Source organism: Lactococcus formosensis (assembly GCF_037892375.1).
Lineage (GTDB): Bacteria > Bacillota > Bacilli > Lactobacillales > Streptococcaceae > Lactococcus > Lactococcus formosensis.
Map to the genome: position 1 here is coordinate 355965 of NZ_CP141721.1, position 20193 is coordinate 376157.

General features: G+C 38.9%; 18 protein-coding genes and 1 tRNA gene. All 19 read right to left on the minus strand.

Annotation, left to right across the window (positions count from 1 at the left end; all coding sequences use genetic code 11):
* Window positions 1-455: 455 nt before the first annotated feature.
* Window positions 456-2789 (minus strand): formate C-acetyltransferase, encoded by a 2334-nt coding sequence (gene pflB, locus VNN39_RS01730; protein WP_338997756.1) that lies wholly within the window; start codon window positions 2787-2789, stop codon window positions 456-458.
* A 247-nt stretch (window positions 2790-3036) separates the two neighbouring features.
* The gene (gene hpf, locus VNN39_RS01735; RefSeq protein WP_003134010.1) at window positions 3037-3594 is read right to left on the minus strand and encodes a ribosome hibernation-promoting factor, HPF/YfiA family; all 558 of its coding nucleotides are present in this window, start codon (window positions 3592-3594) and stop codon (window positions 3037-3039) included.
* A gap of 123 nt (window positions 3595-3717) precedes the next feature.
* Window positions 3718-6168 (minus strand): ATP-dependent Clp protease ATP-binding subunit, encoded by a 2451-nt coding sequence (locus VNN39_RS01740; RefSeq protein ID WP_213495742.1) that lies wholly within the window; start codon window positions 6166-6168, stop codon window positions 3718-3720.
* Window positions 6158-6610 carry a CtsR family transcriptional regulator gene (locus tag VNN39_RS01745; protein WP_165711882.1) on the minus strand — a complete coding sequence of 151 codons (453 nt, stop codon included), beginning with the start codon at window positions 6608-6610 and terminating at the stop codon, window positions 6158-6160. The genes VNN39_RS01740 and VNN39_RS01745 overlap by 11 nt, the downstream gene beginning before the upstream one ends.
* 118 nt (window positions 6611-6728) lie before the next feature.
* On the minus strand, window positions 6729-7202 hold the full coding sequence (gene greA / locus VNN39_RS01750; RefSeq protein WP_338997757.1) for a transcription elongation factor GreA: 474 nt from the start codon (window positions 7200-7202) through the stop codon (window positions 6729-6731).
* Window positions 7203-7227: 25 nt separating this feature from the next.
* Window positions 7228-8940: an endolytic transglycosylase MltG gene (gene mltG / locus VNN39_RS01755; RefSeq protein WP_338997758.1), complete on the minus strand. Its 1713-nt coding sequence runs from the start codon at window positions 8938-8940 to the stop codon at window positions 7228-7230.
* 104 nt (window positions 8941-9044) lie between these two features.
* Window positions 9045-9605 carry a DNA-directed RNA polymerase subunit delta gene (gene rpoE, locus VNN39_RS01760; protein ID WP_096368662.1) on the minus strand — a complete coding sequence of 187 codons (561 nt, stop codon included), beginning with the start codon at window positions 9603-9605 and terminating at the stop codon, window positions 9045-9047.
* A 126-nt stretch (window positions 9606-9731) separates the two neighbouring features.
* The gene (locus VNN39_RS01765) at window positions 9732-10244 is read right to left on the minus strand and encodes an adenine phosphoribosyltransferase (protein ID WP_003135164.1); all 513 of its coding nucleotides are present in this window, start codon (window positions 10242-10244) and stop codon (window positions 9732-9734) included.
* Window positions 10234-12468, minus strand: coding sequence for a single-stranded-DNA-specific exonuclease RecJ (gene recJ, locus VNN39_RS01770; RefSeq protein WP_213495581.1), 2235 nt, complete (start codon window positions 12466-12468; stop codon window positions 10234-10236). The genes VNN39_RS01765 and recJ overlap by 11 nt, the downstream gene beginning before the upstream one ends.
* A 32-nt stretch (window positions 12469-12500) precedes the next feature.
* Complete coding sequence (locus VNN39_RS01775) at window positions 12501-13148, minus strand: SDR family NAD(P)-dependent oxidoreductase (protein ID WP_017369381.1); 648 nt, start codon at window positions 13146-13148, stop codon at window positions 12501-12503.
* Window positions 13129-14061 (minus strand): ribonuclease Z, encoded by a 933-nt coding sequence (rnz, locus tag VNN39_RS01780; RefSeq protein ID WP_338997759.1) that lies wholly within the window; start codon window positions 14059-14061, stop codon window positions 13129-13131. The genes VNN39_RS01775 and rnz overlap by 20 nt, the downstream gene beginning before the upstream one ends.
* 185 nt (window positions 14062-14246) lie before the next feature.
* Window positions 14247-14318 (minus strand) — tRNA-Arg (locus VNN39_RS01785).
* Between the two features lie 51 nt (window positions 14319-14369).
* The gene (locus VNN39_RS01790) at window positions 14370-15059 is read right to left on the minus strand and encodes an HAD family hydrolase (RefSeq protein WP_017369383.1); all 690 of its coding nucleotides are present in this window, start codon (window positions 15057-15059) and stop codon (window positions 14370-14372) included.
* A gap of 91 nt (window positions 15060-15150) precedes the next feature.
* On the minus strand, window positions 15151-16071 hold the full coding sequence (locus tag VNN39_RS01795; protein ID WP_270231273.1) for an NAD-dependent epimerase/dehydratase family protein: 921 nt from the start codon (window positions 16069-16071) through the stop codon (window positions 15151-15153).
* Window positions 16071-16748 (minus strand): type 1 glutamine amidotransferase domain-containing protein, encoded by a 678-nt coding sequence (locus VNN39_RS01800; protein WP_270264504.1) that lies wholly within the window; start codon window positions 16746-16748, stop codon window positions 16071-16073. The genes VNN39_RS01795 and VNN39_RS01800 overlap by 1 nt, the downstream gene beginning before the upstream one ends.
* Window positions 16745-17077: a metalloregulator ArsR/SmtB family transcription factor gene (locus tag VNN39_RS01805; RefSeq protein ID WP_339007179.1), complete on the minus strand. Its 333-nt coding sequence runs from the start codon at window positions 17075-17077 to the stop codon at window positions 16745-16747. The genes VNN39_RS01800 and VNN39_RS01805 overlap by 4 nt, the downstream gene beginning before the upstream one ends.
* Window positions 17078-17234: 157 nt before the next feature.
* Entirely contained in the window at window positions 17235-18518 is a 1284-nt protein-coding gene (tig, locus tag VNN39_RS01810; RefSeq protein WP_017369387.1) for a trigger factor, read from the minus strand.
* 154 nt (window positions 18519-18672) lie between these two features.
* The gene (locus VNN39_RS01815; protein WP_017370713.1) at window positions 18673-18858 is read right to left on the minus strand and encodes a DNA-directed RNA polymerase subunit beta; all 186 of its coding nucleotides are present in this window, start codon (window positions 18856-18858) and stop codon (window positions 18673-18675) included.
* Entirely contained in the window at window positions 18851-20134 is a 1284-nt protein-coding gene (murA, locus tag VNN39_RS01820) for a UDP-N-acetylglucosamine 1-carboxyvinyltransferase (protein ID WP_338997762.1), read from the minus strand. Before murA ends, VNN39_RS01815 begins: the two co-directional genes overlap by 8 nt.
* Window positions 20135-20193: the final 59 nt, after the last annotated feature.

Here is a 20193-nt window from a genome sequence, read left to right on the forward strand (position 1 = left end):
TATTATAGCACAACTCGTGACACAATATTCAGTAATTACGACCTTGCAAAACGAACACGATTTTTCTTCCTAGCAAAAAAACGCATGATATTAGATGTAAAGCACATCAATTCATACGTTTTTACCCTATCATTCTGCCAGCTAAAGCAGATTCTCAAATTCCTCTTCGATAGTTTTTACAAGCTTAGAGCGTCCATTGTCTCCAATTAAACCATCTACAGAGAACTAAGACACGCTGGCCGTTAGAGCGGTCAATTTTTTCGTGTTGTTCTGTATAGAGTGATTATAACAAAAGTCAAATAGGAAGGTAAATTGGGAAACAATTCGTAACAATTTGACTTACGGTTTAGACGATACATACAGTTCACTTTATGACAAAAATCAAAAATACGGCTTTTAATATAAGAGCAAGAAAAAAACAACCCATCCTAAGGATAGATTGTTTCTGCATTTCATTAGATATTAGATGTGTGCATTACTTCATCATCATCTTGTGAAAGAACTTCGTGGAACACACGTTCAGTCAATTCTTGTTTTTGTTCTGGTGTGAGGTATTTAGTGTTTACACAGTAACCAGAGATACGTACGATAACGTCTTCGCCAGCCATAATTTTGCTGTAAACGTCTTTAAGGTCCATAACGTTAAGGTTAACGTGTTGTCCACCTTGTCCGAAGTAGCCGTCAAGGATTTGAACCAAGTTATCTACTTGTTCGTCACGTGTTTTACCAAGTGCACGTGGTGAAACTTGAGTTGTCAATGAAATACCATCATTTGCATGAGCAAATTCAAGTTTCGCCAAAGAATTCAAGTTTTGGAGCCATCCACCGCGCGCTTTGTTTGATGGGTTAGCACCTGGTGAGAAGAATTCTACTTTAGATTTGTTCACTGAACCATCTTCATTGAGGAATACACCTTTATGAACTGGTGAGTTACCTGTTTGTTTAGAGTAAGCCACGTTTGAAGTGATTGTCAAGAGTGAAACTGTAGCTTCAGCATTTTTGTAAAGTTTGTGTGAAGCGAGTTTTTCGTAGTACATCTTCATCAAAAGTTTAGCGATATCGTCTACACGGTCATCATCTTCACCGTAACGTGGGAAGTCGCCTTCAACTTCGTAGTCATAGATGTAACCATTTTCATCACGAATTGTTTTAACTTTTGCATATTTGATTGCTGAAAGTGAGTCAACTGTATTGGCAAAACCACAGATACCGAAGCCCATGTTCGCACGAACACGTGTTGGCAAGAAGGCCATTTGTACAGCTTCATAGTTGTATTTATCAGTCATATAGTGGATGATGTTCATTGCATCCACATAAGTATCAGTCAACCAAGTCAATGATTTGTCAAAGTTTTCCATAACTGTATCATAGTCAAGAACTTCGTCAGTTACAGGTTCGATGTCGAACACTTTGTAGTCTTTATGAACATCGTCATATCCACCGTTCAAACCAGTAAGCATTGCTTTCAGAACGTTAACACGCGCTCCGAAGTATTGGAGGTTGTGACGTTCGTTTTCATTTTCTGGATCAAGTGGTGATACACAACATGAGATACAAGACATTTCGCCGTAGCCTTCTTTAGCCATTGTTTCTACACCTTCGTATTGGATAGAAGAGTGTTTATGAGACATTGACATTGCATAGCGTTTGAAGGCATGTGGCAATTTGTCAGACCAAAGTACTGTCAAGTTTGGTTCTGGAGCGTTACCGATTGTATCCAATGTGTTAAGGAAACGGTAGTCCATTTTTGTAACACGGTGACGACCGTCATTACCCATACCAGCCATAGATGTTGTGATGAAAGTTGGGTTACCAGAGTAAAGTTCATCATAAGCAGCAGCACGCGCGAATTTCATTGTACGGAGTTTCAGTACGAAATCATCAACGAATTCTTGAATTTCTTGTTCAGTGAATGTACCACGTTCGAGGTCACGTTCAGCAAAGATATCAAGAACGATTGGCACACGTCCAAGTGAAGTTGCCGCACCGTTGATAACACGACATACAGCCATGTAAGCAATATTGATCCATTGGATAGCTTCTTTAGTGTTCAAGGCTGGACGACGAACGTCAAGTCCATAAAGATCACCAAATTTAGCAACTTGATCAAGTGCTTGGTATTGCATATTGATTTCTTCTTTAAGACGGATAGTTTCTTCTGTGATTTCAGTGATTGCATCCCATTCGCGTGCTTTTTCTTTCATCAAGTAGTCTGCACCATAAAGCGCAAGACGTGCGTAAACACCGATGATACGTCCACGTGAATAAGCATCTGGCAAACCAGTTACTGTGTGTGCGTGACGTGCTTTACGGATAGCTGATGTATAAGCACGGAAGATACCATCATTTACAGAAGTCATTGTTGTATCCAACACTTCGTGCAATTCAGGATCAACGCTGAGTCCGTGTTCTGTCAAGATTTTTTCTGCTACACGAAGACCACCTTTTGGCATGAAGTTCAAACGGAAAAGTTCGCTGTTTTGCATACCGTAGATTAATTCAAGATCTTTGTTTTCAGGATCGATATAACCAGCAGGAATTTTGTGAATAGAAGTCACACGATCTGTATCGAATGGGAATCCTACCTCTTCATAGTGCGCTTTTGTTGTTTCGATGATATCTTTTACTTTAAGCGTACGTTCTGTTGGTCCTTCGAGGAAACTTTCGTCTCCATCATAAGGTTTGTAGTTGGCTTGAACAAAGCGCGTAACGCTTGCTTTATCTTGCCAGTCTGATCCTTTGAAACCTTCCCAGGCTTGCTCAAAGATTTCTTTAGTTTCTGTTTTCATGTAGAAAATCTCCTTTGGTCTTTCTGTTTCAGATTACGCTTTTATTATATCATACAGTTTACTAATTTCAAGGGATATATGGGAATGTTTGCACTTTCTTTACTAGTACAGTTTGAATTTTAAGTTAAACTGTTATATTTATGGTAAACGATTACAGATGTAAAATGTCACAGAAGTACAGAGATAACAAAAAAAGCCAAGCTTTTTTGCTTGACTTTTTTCTTGATACAGTTTCTGTACTTAAATCTTATTTGGTTTCGATTAAACCAATGTTGCCATCTTCACGACGGTAAACGACATTAGTACTATCTGTATCTGCATCTGTAAAGATATAGAAATCATGTCCTAACATGTCCATCTGAAGGACTGCTTCTTCAGCGTCCATCGGTTTCAAGGAAACATGCTTTGTACGGACGATCTTTACTTGATCTTCATTTACTTCTTCAGCTTCATCAAGTGGTGCAAACTCGTCTCCGAAAGCTTGTCCAGTAGGAACATTAATCTTAGATTTACGGTTTACACGAGTCTTATACTTGCGAATTTGACGTTCTAGTTTTTCTTCAACAAAGTCAATAGCTGCGTACATGTCAGCTGCTGTATCTTCTGCACGCAAAGTTACATTTTTAGCAGGAACGGTAACTTCTGCTTTGTAACGTTTGTCGGAGTAAACTTTAAGATTTACATAGGCTGTTACTTCATGACCATCGTTAAAGTATTTTTCAAGTTTTCCAACCTTATCTTCAACATATGAGCGGATTGAATCTGTTAACTCAAAATTTTCACCACGGATATTATATTTGATCATAGAGTCTACCTTAACGGCTCTTGTGTTGAACCTTCACTGTTTTGCAAGGCGCTGGACAGTCAAGTTTTAAGAACCGTCCTTTCTTTATTTCTAATTTAATTATAATATATAATCGCTTACAAGTCAATCAATAACACTTATTCTAATCTTTTTATTAGAAGAACCAATAGAAATCGTATCCCCCGGATGAATTTCGCCGGCAAGCAATTGCTCACTAAGCGTGTCTTCAACCTCACGTTGCAGAGCTTTACGTAACGGACGGGCACCATATTCAGGATCAAATCCTTTATCAGCAATAACTTTCAAAGCAGCAGGTGTAAATTTCACTTTGATATTTTGATCTTTCAAGCGTGATACGAGAGATTTACTCATAATTTTCACGACTTGTTCAATCTCTTTTTCTGTCAGTGAATGGAAAACGATAGTTTCATCGATACGATTGAGAAATTCTGGACGGTACTGTTTCTTCAGTTCTTCCATGATTCTCGCTTTCATAGCTGCATAGTCTGTTGAGATTGATTTGGCACCAAAACCAACTGTTTTATCATCACGAATAGCTGTTGCACCAAGGTTAGATGTCATAATGATAATCGTATTTCTGAAATCAACTTTACGACCCTTCGTGTCTGTAACGAAACCATCATCTAGAATTTGTAACATGATATTGAAAATATCAGGATGGGCCTTTTCGACTTCATCAAGAAGGATAACAGAATAAGGCTTATTACGGACTTGCTCTGTTAGTTGTCCCCCTTCATCATAACCTACGTAGCCTGGAGGCGCTCCAATCAGGCGAGATGTCGAGAATTTTTCCATAAATTCACTCATGTCTACGCGAATCATGTTTTCTTCACTTCCAAAAACACTTTCCGCTAAAGCCTTAGCAAGCTCTGTCTTCCCAACCCCTGTCGGACCAAGGAACATAAATGAACCCAAAGGACGTCTCGTATCGGCGATACCTGAGCGTGCACGTCTTATGGCACGAGAAACAGCCGATATCGCTTCTTCCTGACCAACTACACGCTTATGTAACTCTTTTTCTAGATTAATCAGACGTTCACTTTCAGTTTTCGTCATCTGTTGGAGCGGGATTCCTGTAAGGTTGGAAACGACAGCATAAACATCGCTTTCCTCAACCAAAGGATTATCATTTTCCGATACTGTAAAGTTATCAATTTTATGCGTTAACTTTTCAATATCTTTTTCAATCTCCTGTGCTTCAACAATATCAAGTGCTACAACTGCTTTTTGTAATCTCAGCTCTTCTGCTTTTAACTCTGCTTTTAATTCGTCAAGCTTGGTGTAATTTGTTTTACTCGTAATTTTAACTTTGGCTGCGGCTTCATCAAGGAGATCAATTGCTTTATCTGGCAGACGACGACTTGGCATATAACGATTGCTCAGGCTGACGGCACGTTCCAAAGTTCCCTCTTCAAATTTGACCGCATGGTAAGCTTCAAATTTTTCTTTTAACCCTTGTAAGATTGCAACTGTTTCATCTTCTGATGGTTCTTCAACATTAACACGGGCAAAACGACGTTCTAGGGCCTCATCTTTTTCAATATATTTTTGATATTCTTGATAAGTTGTTGCCCCAATAAGTTGAAACTCACCACGTGCTAATGCCGGTTTTAAGATGTTGGAAGCATCATTAACAGAATCCATTCCTCCACCAGCACCGATAATGGTATGAAGTTCATCGATAAAGACAATCACATCTTTATCATGTGTCACTTCATCAACGATAGCTGTCAAACGATCTTCAAATTCACCACGGAATTTTGTCCCCGCAACAACCATCGCCATATTCAAGGCCATGATACGACTGCCACGTAAACCTACAGGAACATCCCCTGCAGCCACACGCGTCGCAAAGCCTTCAATAATCGCTGACTTACCAACACCAGGTTCACCAACAAGAACAGGATTATTCTTTGTCCGACGACTCAAAATGTGGATGAGGCGTTCGACTTCTCGCTCTCTTCCAATCATTGGATCAAGCTTGCCTTCACGGGCTGCTTTTGTCAAATCTGTCGATACCGTGTCTAAAGTAGGCGTTGTCGTGGTTTCGGAAACTTTCCCTGACAAGTTTCTTTTCGAAGCTGGTGTCACCGCTTTACGGCGTTCTGGTACACGTAGATATGCTTTTTGCTCTAGCTTTTTACGGAGGTTAACGATATTGATGTTTTGCTCACGTAAAAGTTGTCCTGCAAAGCCAGCATCATTTGCTAAAAGCATATACAAGAGATGCTCTGTCCCTATGCGGTTTTTATCGTTGTTTTGAGCCAATGCACGTGCTTGTTCAATAATTGTCTCAACTCTTGGGCTAAGCTTTATTTCTGATTTCTTCGTTTTCACTTGACTTGAAAAATCTTCAATGTCGATTAACATTTCTTCCAAATCAATTTTTTCTGAATTAAGTAGCGTAAATGCCAATGAAGCCGGGACCTCAGCTAAGGCAGCCAATAAGTGCGAGCTTTCAACCCAAGCGTAGTTAAACTTATGCGCATAGTCAACAGACTTCTCAAGCACTCTTATGACTTGTGGTGTATAGTCCTTTTCATTAAATTTCATCATCACGATCCAATCTCTGTAGTATTTTTATCATCATTTGTGCTCGACAACTGTTAGAAATATCACTATCAGCCAAAAGCAAAAGGAGAAGATTGCCTTCTCGTTCAGTCAAAATGTGTTCATCAAATAAAAGTTGCAAGACATCTTGAGCCATACTTTCAGTCAAGTTAGCAGGCAACTTCTGCGCTAAATCAAGCAAGAACTCGTGCTTTGCTGAATAATGGTATTTGAATATTTTGATGTAGCCACCACCACCACGCTTTGACTCAACATCAAAACCTTTTGATGGGGTGAAACGGGTTTTAATCACATAGTTAATTTGCGAAGGAACCACGTCAAATTGACTGGCTAAATCTGCACGTTTAATCTCAATCTCACGTGCCTCTTCTAGCAGTTTTCGCAAATAAGCTTCGATAATATCTGAAGTATTTTGGGCAGACATAGAACCTCCAATCTTTGACCTTTATTGACTATTATAACGAAAATTTTTATTTTTTACCAAAAATAGTGGCTGAAACACCTCTAAAATAAAAAATCCGCTAAAAAGCAGATTTTTTATTTTATTTCACATCAACAATCTTAACTTCGATTTCACCCATAGGCAATGGAATTTTTACCACATCACCAACTTTACGACCAATCAAAGCTTGGGCAATTGGAGACTCATTTGAAATCTTACCTGAAAATGGATCAGCTTCAGCAGTACCAACGATTTCGTACTCTTCCTCTTCATCATCGCCAATTTCTTGGAAAACAACGGCTTTACCAAGCGCAACTTCATTTTTATCGATGTTAGCATTGTCGACGATCTCAGCGTAACGAATCATTGTTTCAACTGTTGAGATACGTCCTTCGATAAAGGCTTGTTCATCTTTTGCTGCTTCGTATTCTGAGTTTTCTGAAAGGTTACCATAGCTACGTGCAATCTTGATGCGCTCAATAACTTCAGGGCGTTTAACCAATTTAAGGTTATCTAATTCTTGTTCTAGTTTTTCCAGACCTTCTTTGGTCATGGGGAAAGTTTTTTCTACCATTTTTTATCCTTTTTAAATTTCTAAATTAATTACCCGACGCAATCGCATCATTAACATACTTTTGAACATTGATATTTTGTTCTTCAAGTGTTTGCGCAAAGTAAATCTTACCTTCAACGTCTGCTACAAAATACAGATAATCATTTGCAGTTGGGTTAAGCACTGCTTTGATTGACGATAAACTTGGGCTGACGATTGGGCCAGGACCAAAACCTTGATACAGGTATGTATTGAAAGGTGAGTCTAATTTTGTATTAATTGCAGCTTGTTGATCAAGCGATGTATCTTTTCCAAGCTTACCTTCAGCATAAAAGATACCTGTGTTGGAATCCATTGTCATCCCCAAGTTCAAACGGTTAAAGAAGACCTGTGCAACGTTGCGACGGTCATCATCACTGTTGGCTTCTTTTTCGACAATAGCAGCTAGACTCAGAGTTTCGTTGACCGTAAGTTGGGAGGCTTCGATTTGTTCATACAAAGGTTCCAATTGTGTATTTGTTGTTGAAAGCATTGTCTCAATTAAGCTTTCAACGGTAGTTTTTTTCGTATACTCGTAAGTGGCTGGGAAGAGATATCCTTCAAGTTGATATTTCACACCACTGTCTTTACTTGGTAAGCTACCAAGAAGTTTTGGAAACTCTTGCTTCATTTTTTCAATGAAGGCTTGATCCTGAACTGTCTTCATAAACTCATCTTTTGTAAAAGGTGTTTTTTCATTTTTATCAGCCGAGTTCACTGTAACAGCTTGAGCGATTTGTTCCAATGTGTAACCTTCTGGAATTAAAATTTTACCTAGAGTTGGTTCAACAGGATGCTCAGTTCCTCCTTGCTCCAAAAGACTCGCAATATCTGATAAGCTCATGCTTGGTGCAAGGTTGTAGTAGCCACTCTTAAAGCCGCTGAAATTTTTAAATTTAGTATAGTATTGGAAAACCATACCATTTTTGATAATACCTTCTCTTTGTAAGATATCTCCGATTTGTTTACTGCTTGCTCCAGCTGGGATATTAATGGCGCGCTTGGTTGTATTTGCAGTATTGAGCGGTTGTACCCCTTCTTTGATGAAACTGTAGCCATAAAAGCCAGTTCCAGCTGCTGCCAAAATTAGAACGGCTACGATAACAGCAATAATCTTCCCAGAAGAGACTTTCTTCTTCGGTTTTTTCGCTTTCGGCTTAGGTTGGATTTCTTCAGATTCAACTTCAGCTTTTACCGCTGAGCGTCGACTTCTTTGTCTATGCTCCGTCTCTTCGACAATAGCTTCTGCTGTATCTGTCCCTTCATCTTCAGGTGCTTCATATTCATCAGCAACTTCATCAGAATTTTTTGAGTTACGTCTAAGTCGTGAATAACTTTGCCCTTGGCTCGCTTGGAGCATTTGCTCGCGAACACTTGCAAAGTCTGGACGTTCTTCTTGTGCTGGTCCTTTTGTTTTCGCTTGATCCGAAACAGTTTTTTCAGGAAGTTCTACATCTTCTGAGATATTAGGTTGTTCCTCTGCTTCAGGTTTTTCGAGTTCTTCTGTCAACTTAAACGGTGTTGGACGTTGAATATCCGAAAAATCAGCACGTTCTCGCCGAGTATGTCTACTCGGGGTTGAAGAAAGCTCTTTGTTGGATTCACGGGCATAGTTTTCAAAAGTCCCATCCGTGTTTGCTCGATTTCCTTCTTCAAGTTCACGCAAGATTTTATCTTTGAAACTTTCTCTCGAAAACTTCTCCGTATCTTTTTCTACCAAGGTTAATCCTCCTTATCACGCTTCTCTCCCTTTTGAAAAGCGAAGCGTAAGTTTGTTGGGTAATATTCACAAAAGCGAGGCCATGGACCTCACTCTTTTAGATTTTAATTCTCTTCTGAGTCGTTGTCGTCATCATCGTCGTCCTCTTCATCGAGTTCAACGTCTTCATCCACGTTATCCAGTTCAACTTCAGCAAGTTCAGCATCATAAGCTTGAACTTCATCTTTTTCGTCATCTGGATTCTCATCATCATAAGTCATGTCATCTGCATCATTACCTTTATCGATGTGTTCATCTTCAGGATCCACTTCGTCTTCGATACCAAATGCATTAACTTTTGTACGTTTTTTCGTTGTTTTCTCTTCTTCGTCATCAATTTCATCGAGGGCAATGACTTCCTCATCGATTTCGTCAATAGCGTACCATGAGCGTAATGCCCAAACATTATTTCCCAATGGAATAAAGCTTCCATCTGTATTCATTTCTGTATAAAAACGTGCAATTGTGGCTTTGATTTCGTTATCAGACTTTTTCAAGTAGTCTTGAACGGCATTCAAGATTTCCGCAAAAGCCATTTCCTTACCATTTTGTTCCAAAATTGCATGAGCAACTTCAATCATTGAAAGTTCTTCGATATTTTGTCCTTCTAATGCTTCAATTTTCAAACTTTTTTGCTCTCTTTCAGATTTTCTTTTTCTATATTATATTAAATTCGCTTCATTGTCAATATGTAAACGGATTTAAGCTGTTTCATTATATGTCGTTTTCAGTCTTGTTTGGTGAGGCTTAAATTAATAATGCATCAAGACTTTGTAATCATAGTTACCGAGTTTTTCGCGTCCTTTAAGCTCGTCAAGCTCAATAAAGAAGGCACAACCTACAACGATACCACCCAAACGTTCAATCATCTCAATCGTAGCTTTTACTGTTCCACCTGTTGCCAGGAGATCATCTACAATCAGAACACGTTGTCCTGGTTTTATCGAGTCAGCATGCATTGTCAATGTGTCTGTACCATACTCTTTTTCATAGTCTGCTGAAATGACTTCACGTGGTAATTTTCCTGGTTTACGCACTGGTGCGAAACCTACACCAAGCGCAAAAGCAACCGGACATCCAACGATGAATCCACGCGCTTCTGGGCCAACGATTACATCGATTTCTTTATCACGTGCATATTGCACAATTTCTGTAACGGCATAGTTGTAGGCATTTCCATCCGCCATAAGTGGTGAGATATCGCGGAAAACGATACCTTCTGTTGGGTAATTTTCAATCGTTGCAATGTAATCTTTAAGTTGCATGTGCATCTTCCTCTTTTAATTTTTTATAAATTTCTTTGACAGGGGATAAGGCGAAAAGTTCTTGAAATGCAACAATTTCTCGAAGCTCTTGGTAAATGTTACTTTCAGCAATATCACGTTTTTCTGCTGCTTTATTCACACTCATCATGCCATTATCAATTGTTACAAAATTCAGTTCTTCAAATATTTGAATCATCTTTATCAGTAAGATATCTGGTATCTTCAGATAATTTGCTAAATCTTTCAATTTAAAGCGTATATCAAATTCAGGATATTGATAGATTGCTTTATAGAAACGCGCAAACTGCTCACGTGTCCCTGATCCCGTCAAATAATAATTTTGTTTGATTGTATTCTTGAAATAAATCAATTCAAAATCTTGCTCATGTATTAATTCCGTTAAAGTCGATAAGGCACCCTTATCGGTTGGGGCTTCCTCAATAATAAGCACTTCTTCTATTGTACCATTTTTCACTTCATTATGGACAAAACGTATTGTATTTTTGGGCAATTCGACTTGTCGACTTCGAATATCCAGAAGTTCAACACCATTTACTCTGGCATCAGCCACCATAAGCTGAACGGTTGTTGTACCATTCCAGGTATTGCTAGACAAGGTGCCAACAAGCTCAGTATCACTTTGTTCAAATTCCAGACTTTCTGTCCCATGACCAAAGTAAACCGCATCTAAAGGTTGCCCCTTTTGTACTAACTTAAGTTTGAGATGACTGTTATCTTTTCCCATGCTCCGAGCTTGCTCAACCTGGTAATCCGTAATAAGAAAATGAGGTTTCGGATTATCCATGCCATACGGAGACAATTTTTCTAAACTTCTAATCGTCTCTAAGCTTATCTGGTCAAACTGCAGACTTCCCTGAACTTCTAGTGTGCTCTTCCCTGACATATCAATGTCGTTGTCTTGAATAAAATCAAGCATCACTTGCTTAATTGCTTCCACATTCTCCAAGGCAAAAGTCATTCCAGCAGCTTGTTTATGACCACCAAAAGCGATAAAGAGCTCTCGATGTCCATTGAGTGCTTCAAATATATTAAAGTTTTCAATCGAACGGGCTGATCCTCGGAGAATTCCCTCTTCTTCTGCCAACATTATTATAGGTTTGTGAAATTGCTCAAGCAAACGCCCTGCAACGATCCCTAGAACACCTTTATGCCAATCCTTATGATAAAGAATTTGTACAGGTTCATCTGTCATCATTGTGAGGGCTTGATTGAAGATATTCTCGACGATTACTTTACGTTCGCTATTTTTTTCATCAATCATTTGCGCGATTTCAGAGACCACTTCTTCATCCCAGCCCGTTAATAGTTCAATTGCTGGATTTGGATCATCTAAGCGTCCTAGAGCATTCAAACGAGGTGCAATTTGAAATCCAACGGTCTCCTCGTTTACCTTTTCAAAATCAGTTCCTGAGAGACGCATGAGTTCCATCAGGCCTGCACGCTCAGTATTTGCTAGCACTTTTAGCCCATGACTTACCAAGATGCGATTTTCATCTGTGAGACTAACCATATCCGCAATTGTCCCGATTGCTACCAAGTCAAGCATATCTGAAGGAATGTAGTCCAAAAGTGCTGTTGCGACTTTAAAAGCCACTCCGACTCCAGCCAAGTACTTAAATGGATAGTCTGCTCCAGGGTGTTCAGGATGCACAATAGCAAAAGCTTCGGGTAGCTCTTCTGGCATACTATGATGATCAGTAACGATAACATCAACGTCTTGGCTTTGTGCGTAAGCTATAGCTTCATGACCAGCCACCCCATTATCCACGGTAATAATCAAATCAATGTCTTCATTTTGAATGAAATATTTATAAACATCAGGATTTGGTCCATACCCATCGGTAAAGCGGTTAGGAAGATAGACTTGTACCTCCGCTCCTAATTCATCCAGTGCCGATTTCATCACTGAACTTGCCGTCATGCCATCAGCATCATAGTCACCATATATTAAGATATTTTGCCCATTTTCAATTGCAGTCAAAATTCTTTGAACGGCTTTTTCCATATCATGCAGTAAAAACGGATCATGCAACTGCTGCAAATCAGGTTTTAAGAAGGTTTGCATTTTCTCTTCTGTCCTAATACCGCGTTGCCACAAAATTTGCGCTGCCAGTGTGTCTAATTTATATTTTTTACTTAACTTGAGAAACTCATCTGGTAAGTCTGACTCAGTTAAATTCCATATATATTTTGATTTAATCAAGTTTCCTCCACTTCGACTGCCTGTTTGAAGATTTATTTATAATTAAAAAACTTATTTCCTATATTGTCTACTAGAGCTGGAAAAAGAGCACGAACTTTCGCAACAAAAGCCAGCTGAGGGGGTAAGTTCATTTCTCTTTTATTTTTACCTAAAACCTGCTCGATTTTACCCGCAACGTAGTCTGCACTAACCGCATTTTTACCTACTTTTTCAAGATAGTCAGCATTGCCTTTATGAAATTTTGTAAGGACCGGTCCTGTATTGACTGTTGTCACGATAAGACCCGGTATTTCTAAACGTAAAGCATCTGAAAAAGCAAGAACAGCAGCTTTGGACGCTGCATACACTGTTGACTTAGCTGTAGGTAATTTTCCTGCGATAGATGCAATATTAATGACTTGCAGCTGCGGTTGTAAATCACGTGTGCGCTTAATCAAATCTAACGTATTCACCTTGAACATTTCGTCAATCTGTTCATCTGATAAGTTGGTCAACGCCGAAAACTCCCCAAATCCTGCATTGTTAATAAGAATATCCACCTTATCAGGAATGACTGGCTGGGGAAGGGAACGACTGATCAAGATAAGATTATGCCCCTCTAAACGCTGAATAAGCGCCTGTGCAATATCGCCGCTAGCACCTGTAATTACTATATTCTTTTTACTCAACTTTTTCTTCATAAAAATCTTTCGCCACATAGGAGTTAGGATGGACAGCTCGTGCTTCTTGTGCGAGCTGAGCCACGAGTGGGCCGACATATCGTGCACTGATATGTGTGAGCAGCAAGCGTTTTACACCAGCTTCTTGTGCAACATCTGCTGCTTGTTTTGAAGTCGAATGTCCATGTCGACGGGCCATTTTTGACTCTTTTGCTTCATAAGTTGCTTCATGAACTAAAAGATCTGCACCAACAGCTAAACGAACAGCACTTGGTGTCCGGCGTGTATCTCCAAGGATCGTTACCACTTTGCCAAGTTTATCTGCACCGATATAGTCTTCTGGATGAAATACCTTTCCCTCATACTCTACTGTTTCGCCACTCTTAATTTTTCCAAAGAGTGGGCCAAAAGGTAGACCATCTGCTTTCAAGGCCGCTGCATCGAGTTCTCCAGGACGCTCTTTTTCGACTACACGATAGCCCAAACAAAAAATTGTATGATCCAAGGTATCAGCATATACTTCAAAACTGTCATCTTCAAAGATTTTCCCAGGCATTTCAAGTTCATGAAAATGAACCTTATACCCAAGGCGCGACCCCGACATGCGTAAAGCTGTCATCACAAAGTCTTTCAGACCTTTTGGTCCATATAATTCCAAGTCCGTATGGTCCTCATCTTTACTTGAACCTTGGAATGAACGGCTTGATAGAAATCCTGGTAGACCAAAAATATGATCGCCATGCAAATGTGTAATAAAAATTTTGGTGATTTTTCTTGGCTTAATTGATGTTTCCAAAATTTGATGTTGAGTCGCTTCACCACAATCAAATAGCCATATTTCGTTACGTTCATCGAGTAACTTCAAAGCAATAGCTTGTGTTTTTCGCGTTCGTGACGGCTGACCTGCGCCCGTCCCTAAAAATTGAATATCCATATCTTCCTCAATATTCTAATTACGTTCTTTTCTATCCATTGGTGGAGTCAAATAAAAAACATTTTCTACTTTGGTGCCCATTTCCCATGTTTCTCACTTATTGATTAAGCAAGAAATGAGAATATCAAAATGTAAAAGACATTGTGCTTCTCACAATGTCTTACAGCGCTCAAAATAAAAAATTATCCGTCTGGAGGGAATCGAACCCCCATCGCAAGAACCGGAATCTTGCGTGATATCCATTACACTACAGACGGCACTGATAACTCTATCATTTTACAGGAAAACAGAGGAAATTTCAAGTTTCTTTATTTCAAAAAGTCCTCAAGAAAGGATTGAATACTCTTATAGTTTTCATCTGCAATTTTACTGTCGTTATATCCTATATAAGCAGTAGCTAAGCCAAGCTCTTGTGCAGGAAGGATATCGTGTTCAACCAAATCCCCGACCATGAGCGTTGCTTTACGTTCAAAGTTTTCCTTTTCCAAAATATTCCGAAAGGCTGCTTGATCAGGTTTAGCAAAGCCCGTTTCAGCTGAAATATAAACAGGAAAGAGGTTTTCAAAACCAAAACGCTTAATCTTTTCTCTTTGTTCCCAACTCTCACCATTACTTAAAATAGCTATATTGTAATTCTGGGAGAGCTCTTTTATTTTAGTCAGTAAATCGTGATCAACTTCTATTTCTTCAAGCAAGGCTGTCAAAAAGATATCAAAGAATAAACGCACAAAGTTTTCTTTATAGTGAATCGCATAGTAATCTAAAACCTGGCGCACACGCTCTTCGCGCAACTGCGCAATCGTCATTTTCCCTTCATGAACCAAGGGCCAGAGTTGCTCATCCAATTCACGGTATTTTGCCATAAAATCATCTATAGAAAATCCATCTTGGAAGTCAATCAAATCTAAAAAAACTTTACGATGCGCTATTTCCCAATATTTTTTAAAAGGAAAGAGTGTGTTATCCCAGTCAAAAATAATGTTTTTTATCTCTTCCATGTCCCCCCCTTTCCACTTCCTTTAAAAGTTTATCATTTTGCCCCTTGTATATCAAATGAATTAGGGCGAGTCCTTAGTAAGTTTTAAACTTCTATTTCTCTGAAAGAACCGCTTTGATTCCTGCTTCAAAGCTTGTAATTTCAAATTTTGGAAAACGTTTTTTAAACTTGTCTGAATTAAATACATTATCTTCTGCATAACGTGGAAGAAGTTCTTGTAATTCTTTCGCTTTTTGACTGAAAAGGCTGGCTAATTTAAATTGCCACATCTTAATTGTTGTATATCGAAGTTTTTGGCCTGTGATTTTTTCCGAAAGTGTAATGATTTCCTGATAAGTCAAACTTGGTGCGCATGGCAAATGCCAAGTTTGACCATAAGCATCGACATCATTCCCTATAAGAGCCATTGCACGGCTAGCATCGGGGGTCCAAATCAATGTTCTCAAACGAGTAGCACTCAAGGGGATTTTTATTTTTTTATTCTCTTTAATAGCGTTGAAGACCATTGTATTTGTGATACTCTGCGTATGATTTGGACCATAAAACTCCGGCGCACGGCAGATCACAGCTTCGAGCGCTTGGTTTTCCATTTCCTTAATGACCATCTCTGCTAAGTGTGCACGTACTGCTGATTTTCTTCCCTGTGGTACAAATTTAGTGTCTTCATATTGCACTTCTGAATTTTTAGGATACATGTAAGTATTATCAAAGAAAACCAGTTTGCTTTGGTGTAGTTTACAAGCTTCGATAACATTTTTCATCATAAGAGGAAATTGCTCTTCCCAAAGTTCTGAATTCATAGGTAAACCTGCTGTAAAATAAACAATTTCACTACCAGCAATCGCTGCACTGGCTTCTTCAAACTTCAATAAATCTGCTGGAAATAAGTGATCTGTTGAGTTTACTTTACGAGGTTTTCTACTCACAAGTCTAATTTCTTTTGTATATTTTTTAAAAAGTTCCTTAGCCAGTTCTTGACCAATCTGTCCATTACTTCCTAGTATTGTTTGCATTATTTAATCTCCTTTATAAGCATTTTAGCAACTGACCGTACAGAAAACGGATTTTGTCCCGTTATAAGTTGCCCATCTTGGACGGCAAAATCTTTATAGAACCTTTTTTTACACCAGATTGCACCATGGCTTTTAGCAAGTTCTTCATTGAGGAAGGGAACAACGCTCTTCTTGCCTGCAATGACTTCTTCAGCTGTTGTAAATCCCGTTATTTTTTTCCCTGAGATAATATAATGACCTTCTTGATCCTTGAGATGAAGTAAACCGGCAATACCATGACATACGGAAGTGAGGTATCCATCATGTGTATAGATATCTTGCGCAATTTTTTGTATTTCTGGATTATCTGGAAAATCCCACATCACACCATGACCACCTGTAAAATATATGGCACTATAGTCTTGTGGAGCTATCTGTTCAGGTTTTAAGGTGTTTTTTAATGCTCTTTCGACAAAGTCATAATCATCATAAGTGTTCCAGATGGCTTCATCCATATACTTCATGCTTCGCGGATCAAGCGGAACATAACCTCCATTTGGACTCACAAAATCATAAGCAATACCTTCTTTTTGTAGTTCATCAACAAACTCTGCGCTCTCTCCCAGCCAAAGCCCTGTCGCTTCATTGGTATTTTTATAACGATTAACATTTGTTTCGACAATCAAAACTTTCTTCATTTTTCTTGCTTTCCTTTCATTATCCTTGTCACTTCATCTAGAAAGTGTTGCAATTTTATAATTTCTGATGTGTCGTGTTCAAGATAATAAAAATTTTTTGTTCCTTCTGACCGATAGTTTACTATTTTTACTTGACGTAGAATCTTTAAGTGATGAGAAATCGCTGGGCGAGATAAACCTGTTGCCTCGATTAAATCGCCTACTTGTATCCCTTTACAATCACTCTCTTCGAGCAATTTAATAATGATTGCTTGTCGTTTTTCATCACCCAAGGCAATTAAAAAGTCACCGACTTCACTCAATTCATGTTTTAAATGTTCAAATTTCATTCTTATCTATTCTTTCGTTTATATTTTTAAACCATTAAACCATACCCTCTCTTAGAAGTCAAAAAATTTGATTTATAAAATGCTCATCCGTTATTTAAAGAAAATAAAAAAACTCACAGCATCATGTGCTCTGAGTTTTCATTTTTGTATAAAACGATTATTTAACTTTAACTGAATCTGTGATTGTTTCAACAGCTTTCTTCATTGCGATATCGTGTTGGAGCATATCAACTGGAAGAAGTTTTTCAACTTGTTCAACAGGCATGTTGTATTGTGCAGCCAAGTCAGCAATTTCAGCTTTAACTTCTTCATCTGTAGTTTCAAAGTTTTCAGCTGCTGCAATAGCTTCGATTACAAGGTTTGTACGTACACGTTTAGCTGCATCTGCTTGGTATTGTTCGTGCAATTGTTCTTCAGTAGTACCTGTGATTTGGAAGTACATTTCTGGTGAGATACCTTGTTGTTGCATGCCTCCAAGGAATTCGTTCATTGCGCGGTGAACTTCTTCGTGAATCATTTCTTCAGGAATTTCTTTGATTTCAGCATTTGCTACAGCTGTTTCGATAGCTGCAGTTTCAACAGCATCGTTGTAAGCTTCTGCTTTAGCATCTTCAAGTTCTTTACGGAATTTAGCTTTGAGTTCATCCAATGTTTCAACTTCTTCGTCGATATCTTTCGCCAATTCGTCGTCAAGTTCTGGAACTTCTTTTGCTTTAACTTCATTAACTTTAGTTGCAAATACTGCTTCTTTTCCTGCAAGATCTGTAGCTTGGTAGTCTTCTGGGAAAGTCACTTTCACATCGATTTCTTCACCAGCTGAAGTGCCAACAAGTTGTTCTTCAAAGCCAGGAATAAATTGACCTGAACCAAGTTCTAAACTGTGGTTCGCACCTTTTCCGCCTTCAAATTCAACGCCATCGATAGAACCAACGAAGTCGATAACTACTGTATCTCCGTTTTCAGCTTTACCTTCTTTAACAGTTAATTCAGCAAGATTGTTTTGTTCTTGTGACAAACGTGCTTCAACTTCATCATCAGCAACATCTTTAGTTGCTTCTACTGAAACTTCCAAGTTTTTGTAGTCACCAAGTTCTACTTCAGGTTTAACAGTTACTTCAGCTGTCAACTCCCAGTCAGAACCTTTTTCCATTTTAGTGACATCAATTTTTGGTTGAGCAACAGGTTCGATACCTGCTTCTTTTACAGCTGCATCATAAGCAGTTGGCAATACAGCATTCAAAGCTTCTTCATAAAGAGCTTCTTCACCATACATACGGTTAAACATTTGACGGCTGATTTTACCTTTACGGAAACCAGGCACTGAGATATTACCTTTTACTTTATTGAAAGCTTTGTCAAGACCGTTTTTGATTGTTTCTTGGTCGATTGAAAATGAGAGTGTACCAGTGTTAACACCAGTTTTTTCAAAACTTGCAGTCATTAATTATTTCTCCTTATTTATGAGCCTTGAGCTCAGAAATTTCATACCTTTCTAGAATAGCATAAAAACTAAGTGAATTCAACTTTTTGAACGATTATTTTTCTCTCTTTCCTTTGAATTTAAATGATAAAAAAAGCTTGCAAAAGCAAACTTTTTATGGATTTAAACGTTGCATGACTTCTTGCCATAGGTCGCCACTAAAAACACGGGACGCTTGTCCGCCGCCTAGTACACCATAGCCTAACATCAAGCCCGCTGCACCTGCTATAAGGACAAGTACAAGAACTAAAAAGACCAATGAAAGGCGAACGCCTAATACTTTAATCGTTTTTTTAATCATCAATTTCCTCAAGTTCTGGAACACGTTCAATATCTGCTCCAAGTGATTTTAATTTTTCATGGAAGCGGTAATAACCACGATCAAGGTGACTTAATTTACGTACTGTAGTTTGACCTTGCGCAACCATACCAAGCAAAATTAATGCTGCACTTGCACGTAAATCTGTTGATTTAACTTGTGCACCTTGTAATTTTCGTGTGCCTTGGATGATGGCTGTGTTCCGTGTAATATCGATAGTTAAGCCCATACGACGCATTTCTTCTAAATGTTGGAAACGATTTTCAAAAACCGTTTCAATCATTGTTGATTTACCCTTAGCGATAGCTTGAGCCGCAGTCATTTGCGATTGCATGTCTGTTGGGAAACCAGGATGTGGTAGAGTTTTAACATTTGTAGCTTTCAAAACTTCAGGTCCAAGAACACGAAGTCCTTCATCTTCTTGGACAAACTCCACACCCATCTCAATCAATTTAGAAATTAAGGGACGGTTGTGCTCACGAACCGCATCTTTGATTAACACATCCCCATGTGTCATCGCAGCTGCTACCATGAAGGTTCCAGCTTCAATACGGTCTTGTACAACCGCATGGTTCGCACCATGCATTTTTTCAACACCCTTGATAATAATTGTATCTGTGCCAGCCCCTTTGACATTTGCTCCCATTTTATTAAGCCAATTTGCAAGGTCGACAATTTCAGGCTCACGAGCTGCATTTTCTAAAGTTGTTGTTCCTTCTGCTAGAGTTGCAGCCATCATCAAGTTTTGTGTCGCACCAACAGATGGGAAGTCCAAATAGATATGTGCACCACGTAGCTTTTCAGCCTTAGCTTCAATGTAACCCGCTTCTTGAGTAATTTCCGCCCCCATCAATTCAAAGCCACGCAAGTGGAGATCGATAGGACGCGAACCAATTGAGCAACCGCCGGGCATTGAGACACGAGCATGCCCGTTTCGAGCTAAAATTGGACCCATTACAACGATAGAGGCACGCATTTTACTCACGAACTCGTAAGGCGCTTTTGTTTTTATTTTAGCAGCTGCTTGTGCATGAACGGTCTTACTTTCTTCTGAAAACTCTAAATCCACTCCAAGATGATCCACTAAATTATTCATCATGTAGACGTCGCTCAAGATAGGAACATTACGAAGAATAATTTCTCCCTCGCTTGGCAAAAGTGTCGCTGCAAGTAAAGGCAGAACAGCATTTTTTGCTCCTTCAATTTCTACAGTTCCTTTAAGGCGGGTATTTCCACCCTTGACAATTATTTTATCCATTTATACATTCCTATAATTTCTTTATTCTGAAAGACACCCTAAATTATAGCACAATGAAT

Excerpts from the sequence above, each read along its gene's own strand:
- murA (WP_338997762.1), bottom strand. The coding sequence starts at position 20,134 with ATGGATAAAATAATTGTCAAGGGTGGAAATACCCGCCTTAAAGGAACT.
- VNN39_RS01815 (WP_017370713.1), bottom strand. The coding sequence starts at position 18,858 with ATGATTAAAAAAACGATTAAAGTATTAGGCGTTCGCCTTTCATTGGTC.
- greA (WP_338997757.1), bottom strand. The coding sequence starts at position 7,202 with ATGGTAGAAAAAACTTTCCCCATGACCAAAGAAGGTCTGGAAAAACTA.
- VNN39_RS01790 (WP_017369383.1), bottom strand. The coding sequence starts at position 15,059 with ATGGAAGAGATAAAAAACATTATTTTTGACTGGGATAACACACTCTTT.
- VNN39_RS01805 (WP_339007179.1), bottom strand. The coding sequence starts at position 17,077 with ATGAAATTTGAACATTTAAAACATGAATTGAGTGAAGTCGGTGACTTT.
- VNN39_RS01775 (WP_017369381.1), bottom strand. The coding sequence starts at position 13,148 with ATGAAGAAAAAGTTGAGTAAAAAGAATATAGTAATTACAGGTGCTAGC.
- VNN39_RS01765 (WP_003135164.1), bottom strand. The coding sequence starts at position 10,244 with ATGCAACTTAAAGATTACATTGCAACGATTGAAAATTACCCAACAGAA.
- VNN39_RS01740 (WP_213495742.1), bottom strand. The coding sequence starts at position 6,168 with ATGAAATTTAATGAAAAGGACTATACACCACAAGTCATAAGAGTGCTT.
- VNN39_RS01800 (WP_270264504.1), bottom strand. The coding sequence starts at position 16,748 with ATGAAGAAAGTTTTGATTGTCGAAACAAATGTTAATCGTTATAAAAAT.
- VNN39_RS01795 (WP_270231273.1), bottom strand. The coding sequence starts at position 16,071 with ATGCAAACAATACTAGGAAGTAATGGACAGATTGGTCAAGAACTGGCT.
- hpf (WP_003134010.1), bottom strand. The coding sequence starts at position 3,594 with ATGATCAAATATAATATCCGTGGTGAAAATTTTGAGTTAACAGATTCA.
- rnz (WP_338997759.1), bottom strand. The coding sequence starts at position 14,061 with ATGGATATTCAATTTTTAGGGACGGGCGCAGGTCAGCCGTCACGAACG.
- VNN39_RS01745 (WP_165711882.1), bottom strand. The coding sequence starts at position 6,610 with ATGTCTGCCCAAAATACTTCAGATATTATCGAAGCTTATTTGCGAAAA.
- pflB (WP_338997756.1), bottom strand. The coding sequence starts at position 2,789 with ATGAAAACAGAAACTAAAGAAATCTTTGAGCAAGCCTGGGAAGGTTTC.
- tig (WP_017369387.1), bottom strand. The coding sequence starts at position 18,518 with ATGACTGCAAGTTTTGAAAAAACTGGTGTTAACACTGGTACACTCTCA.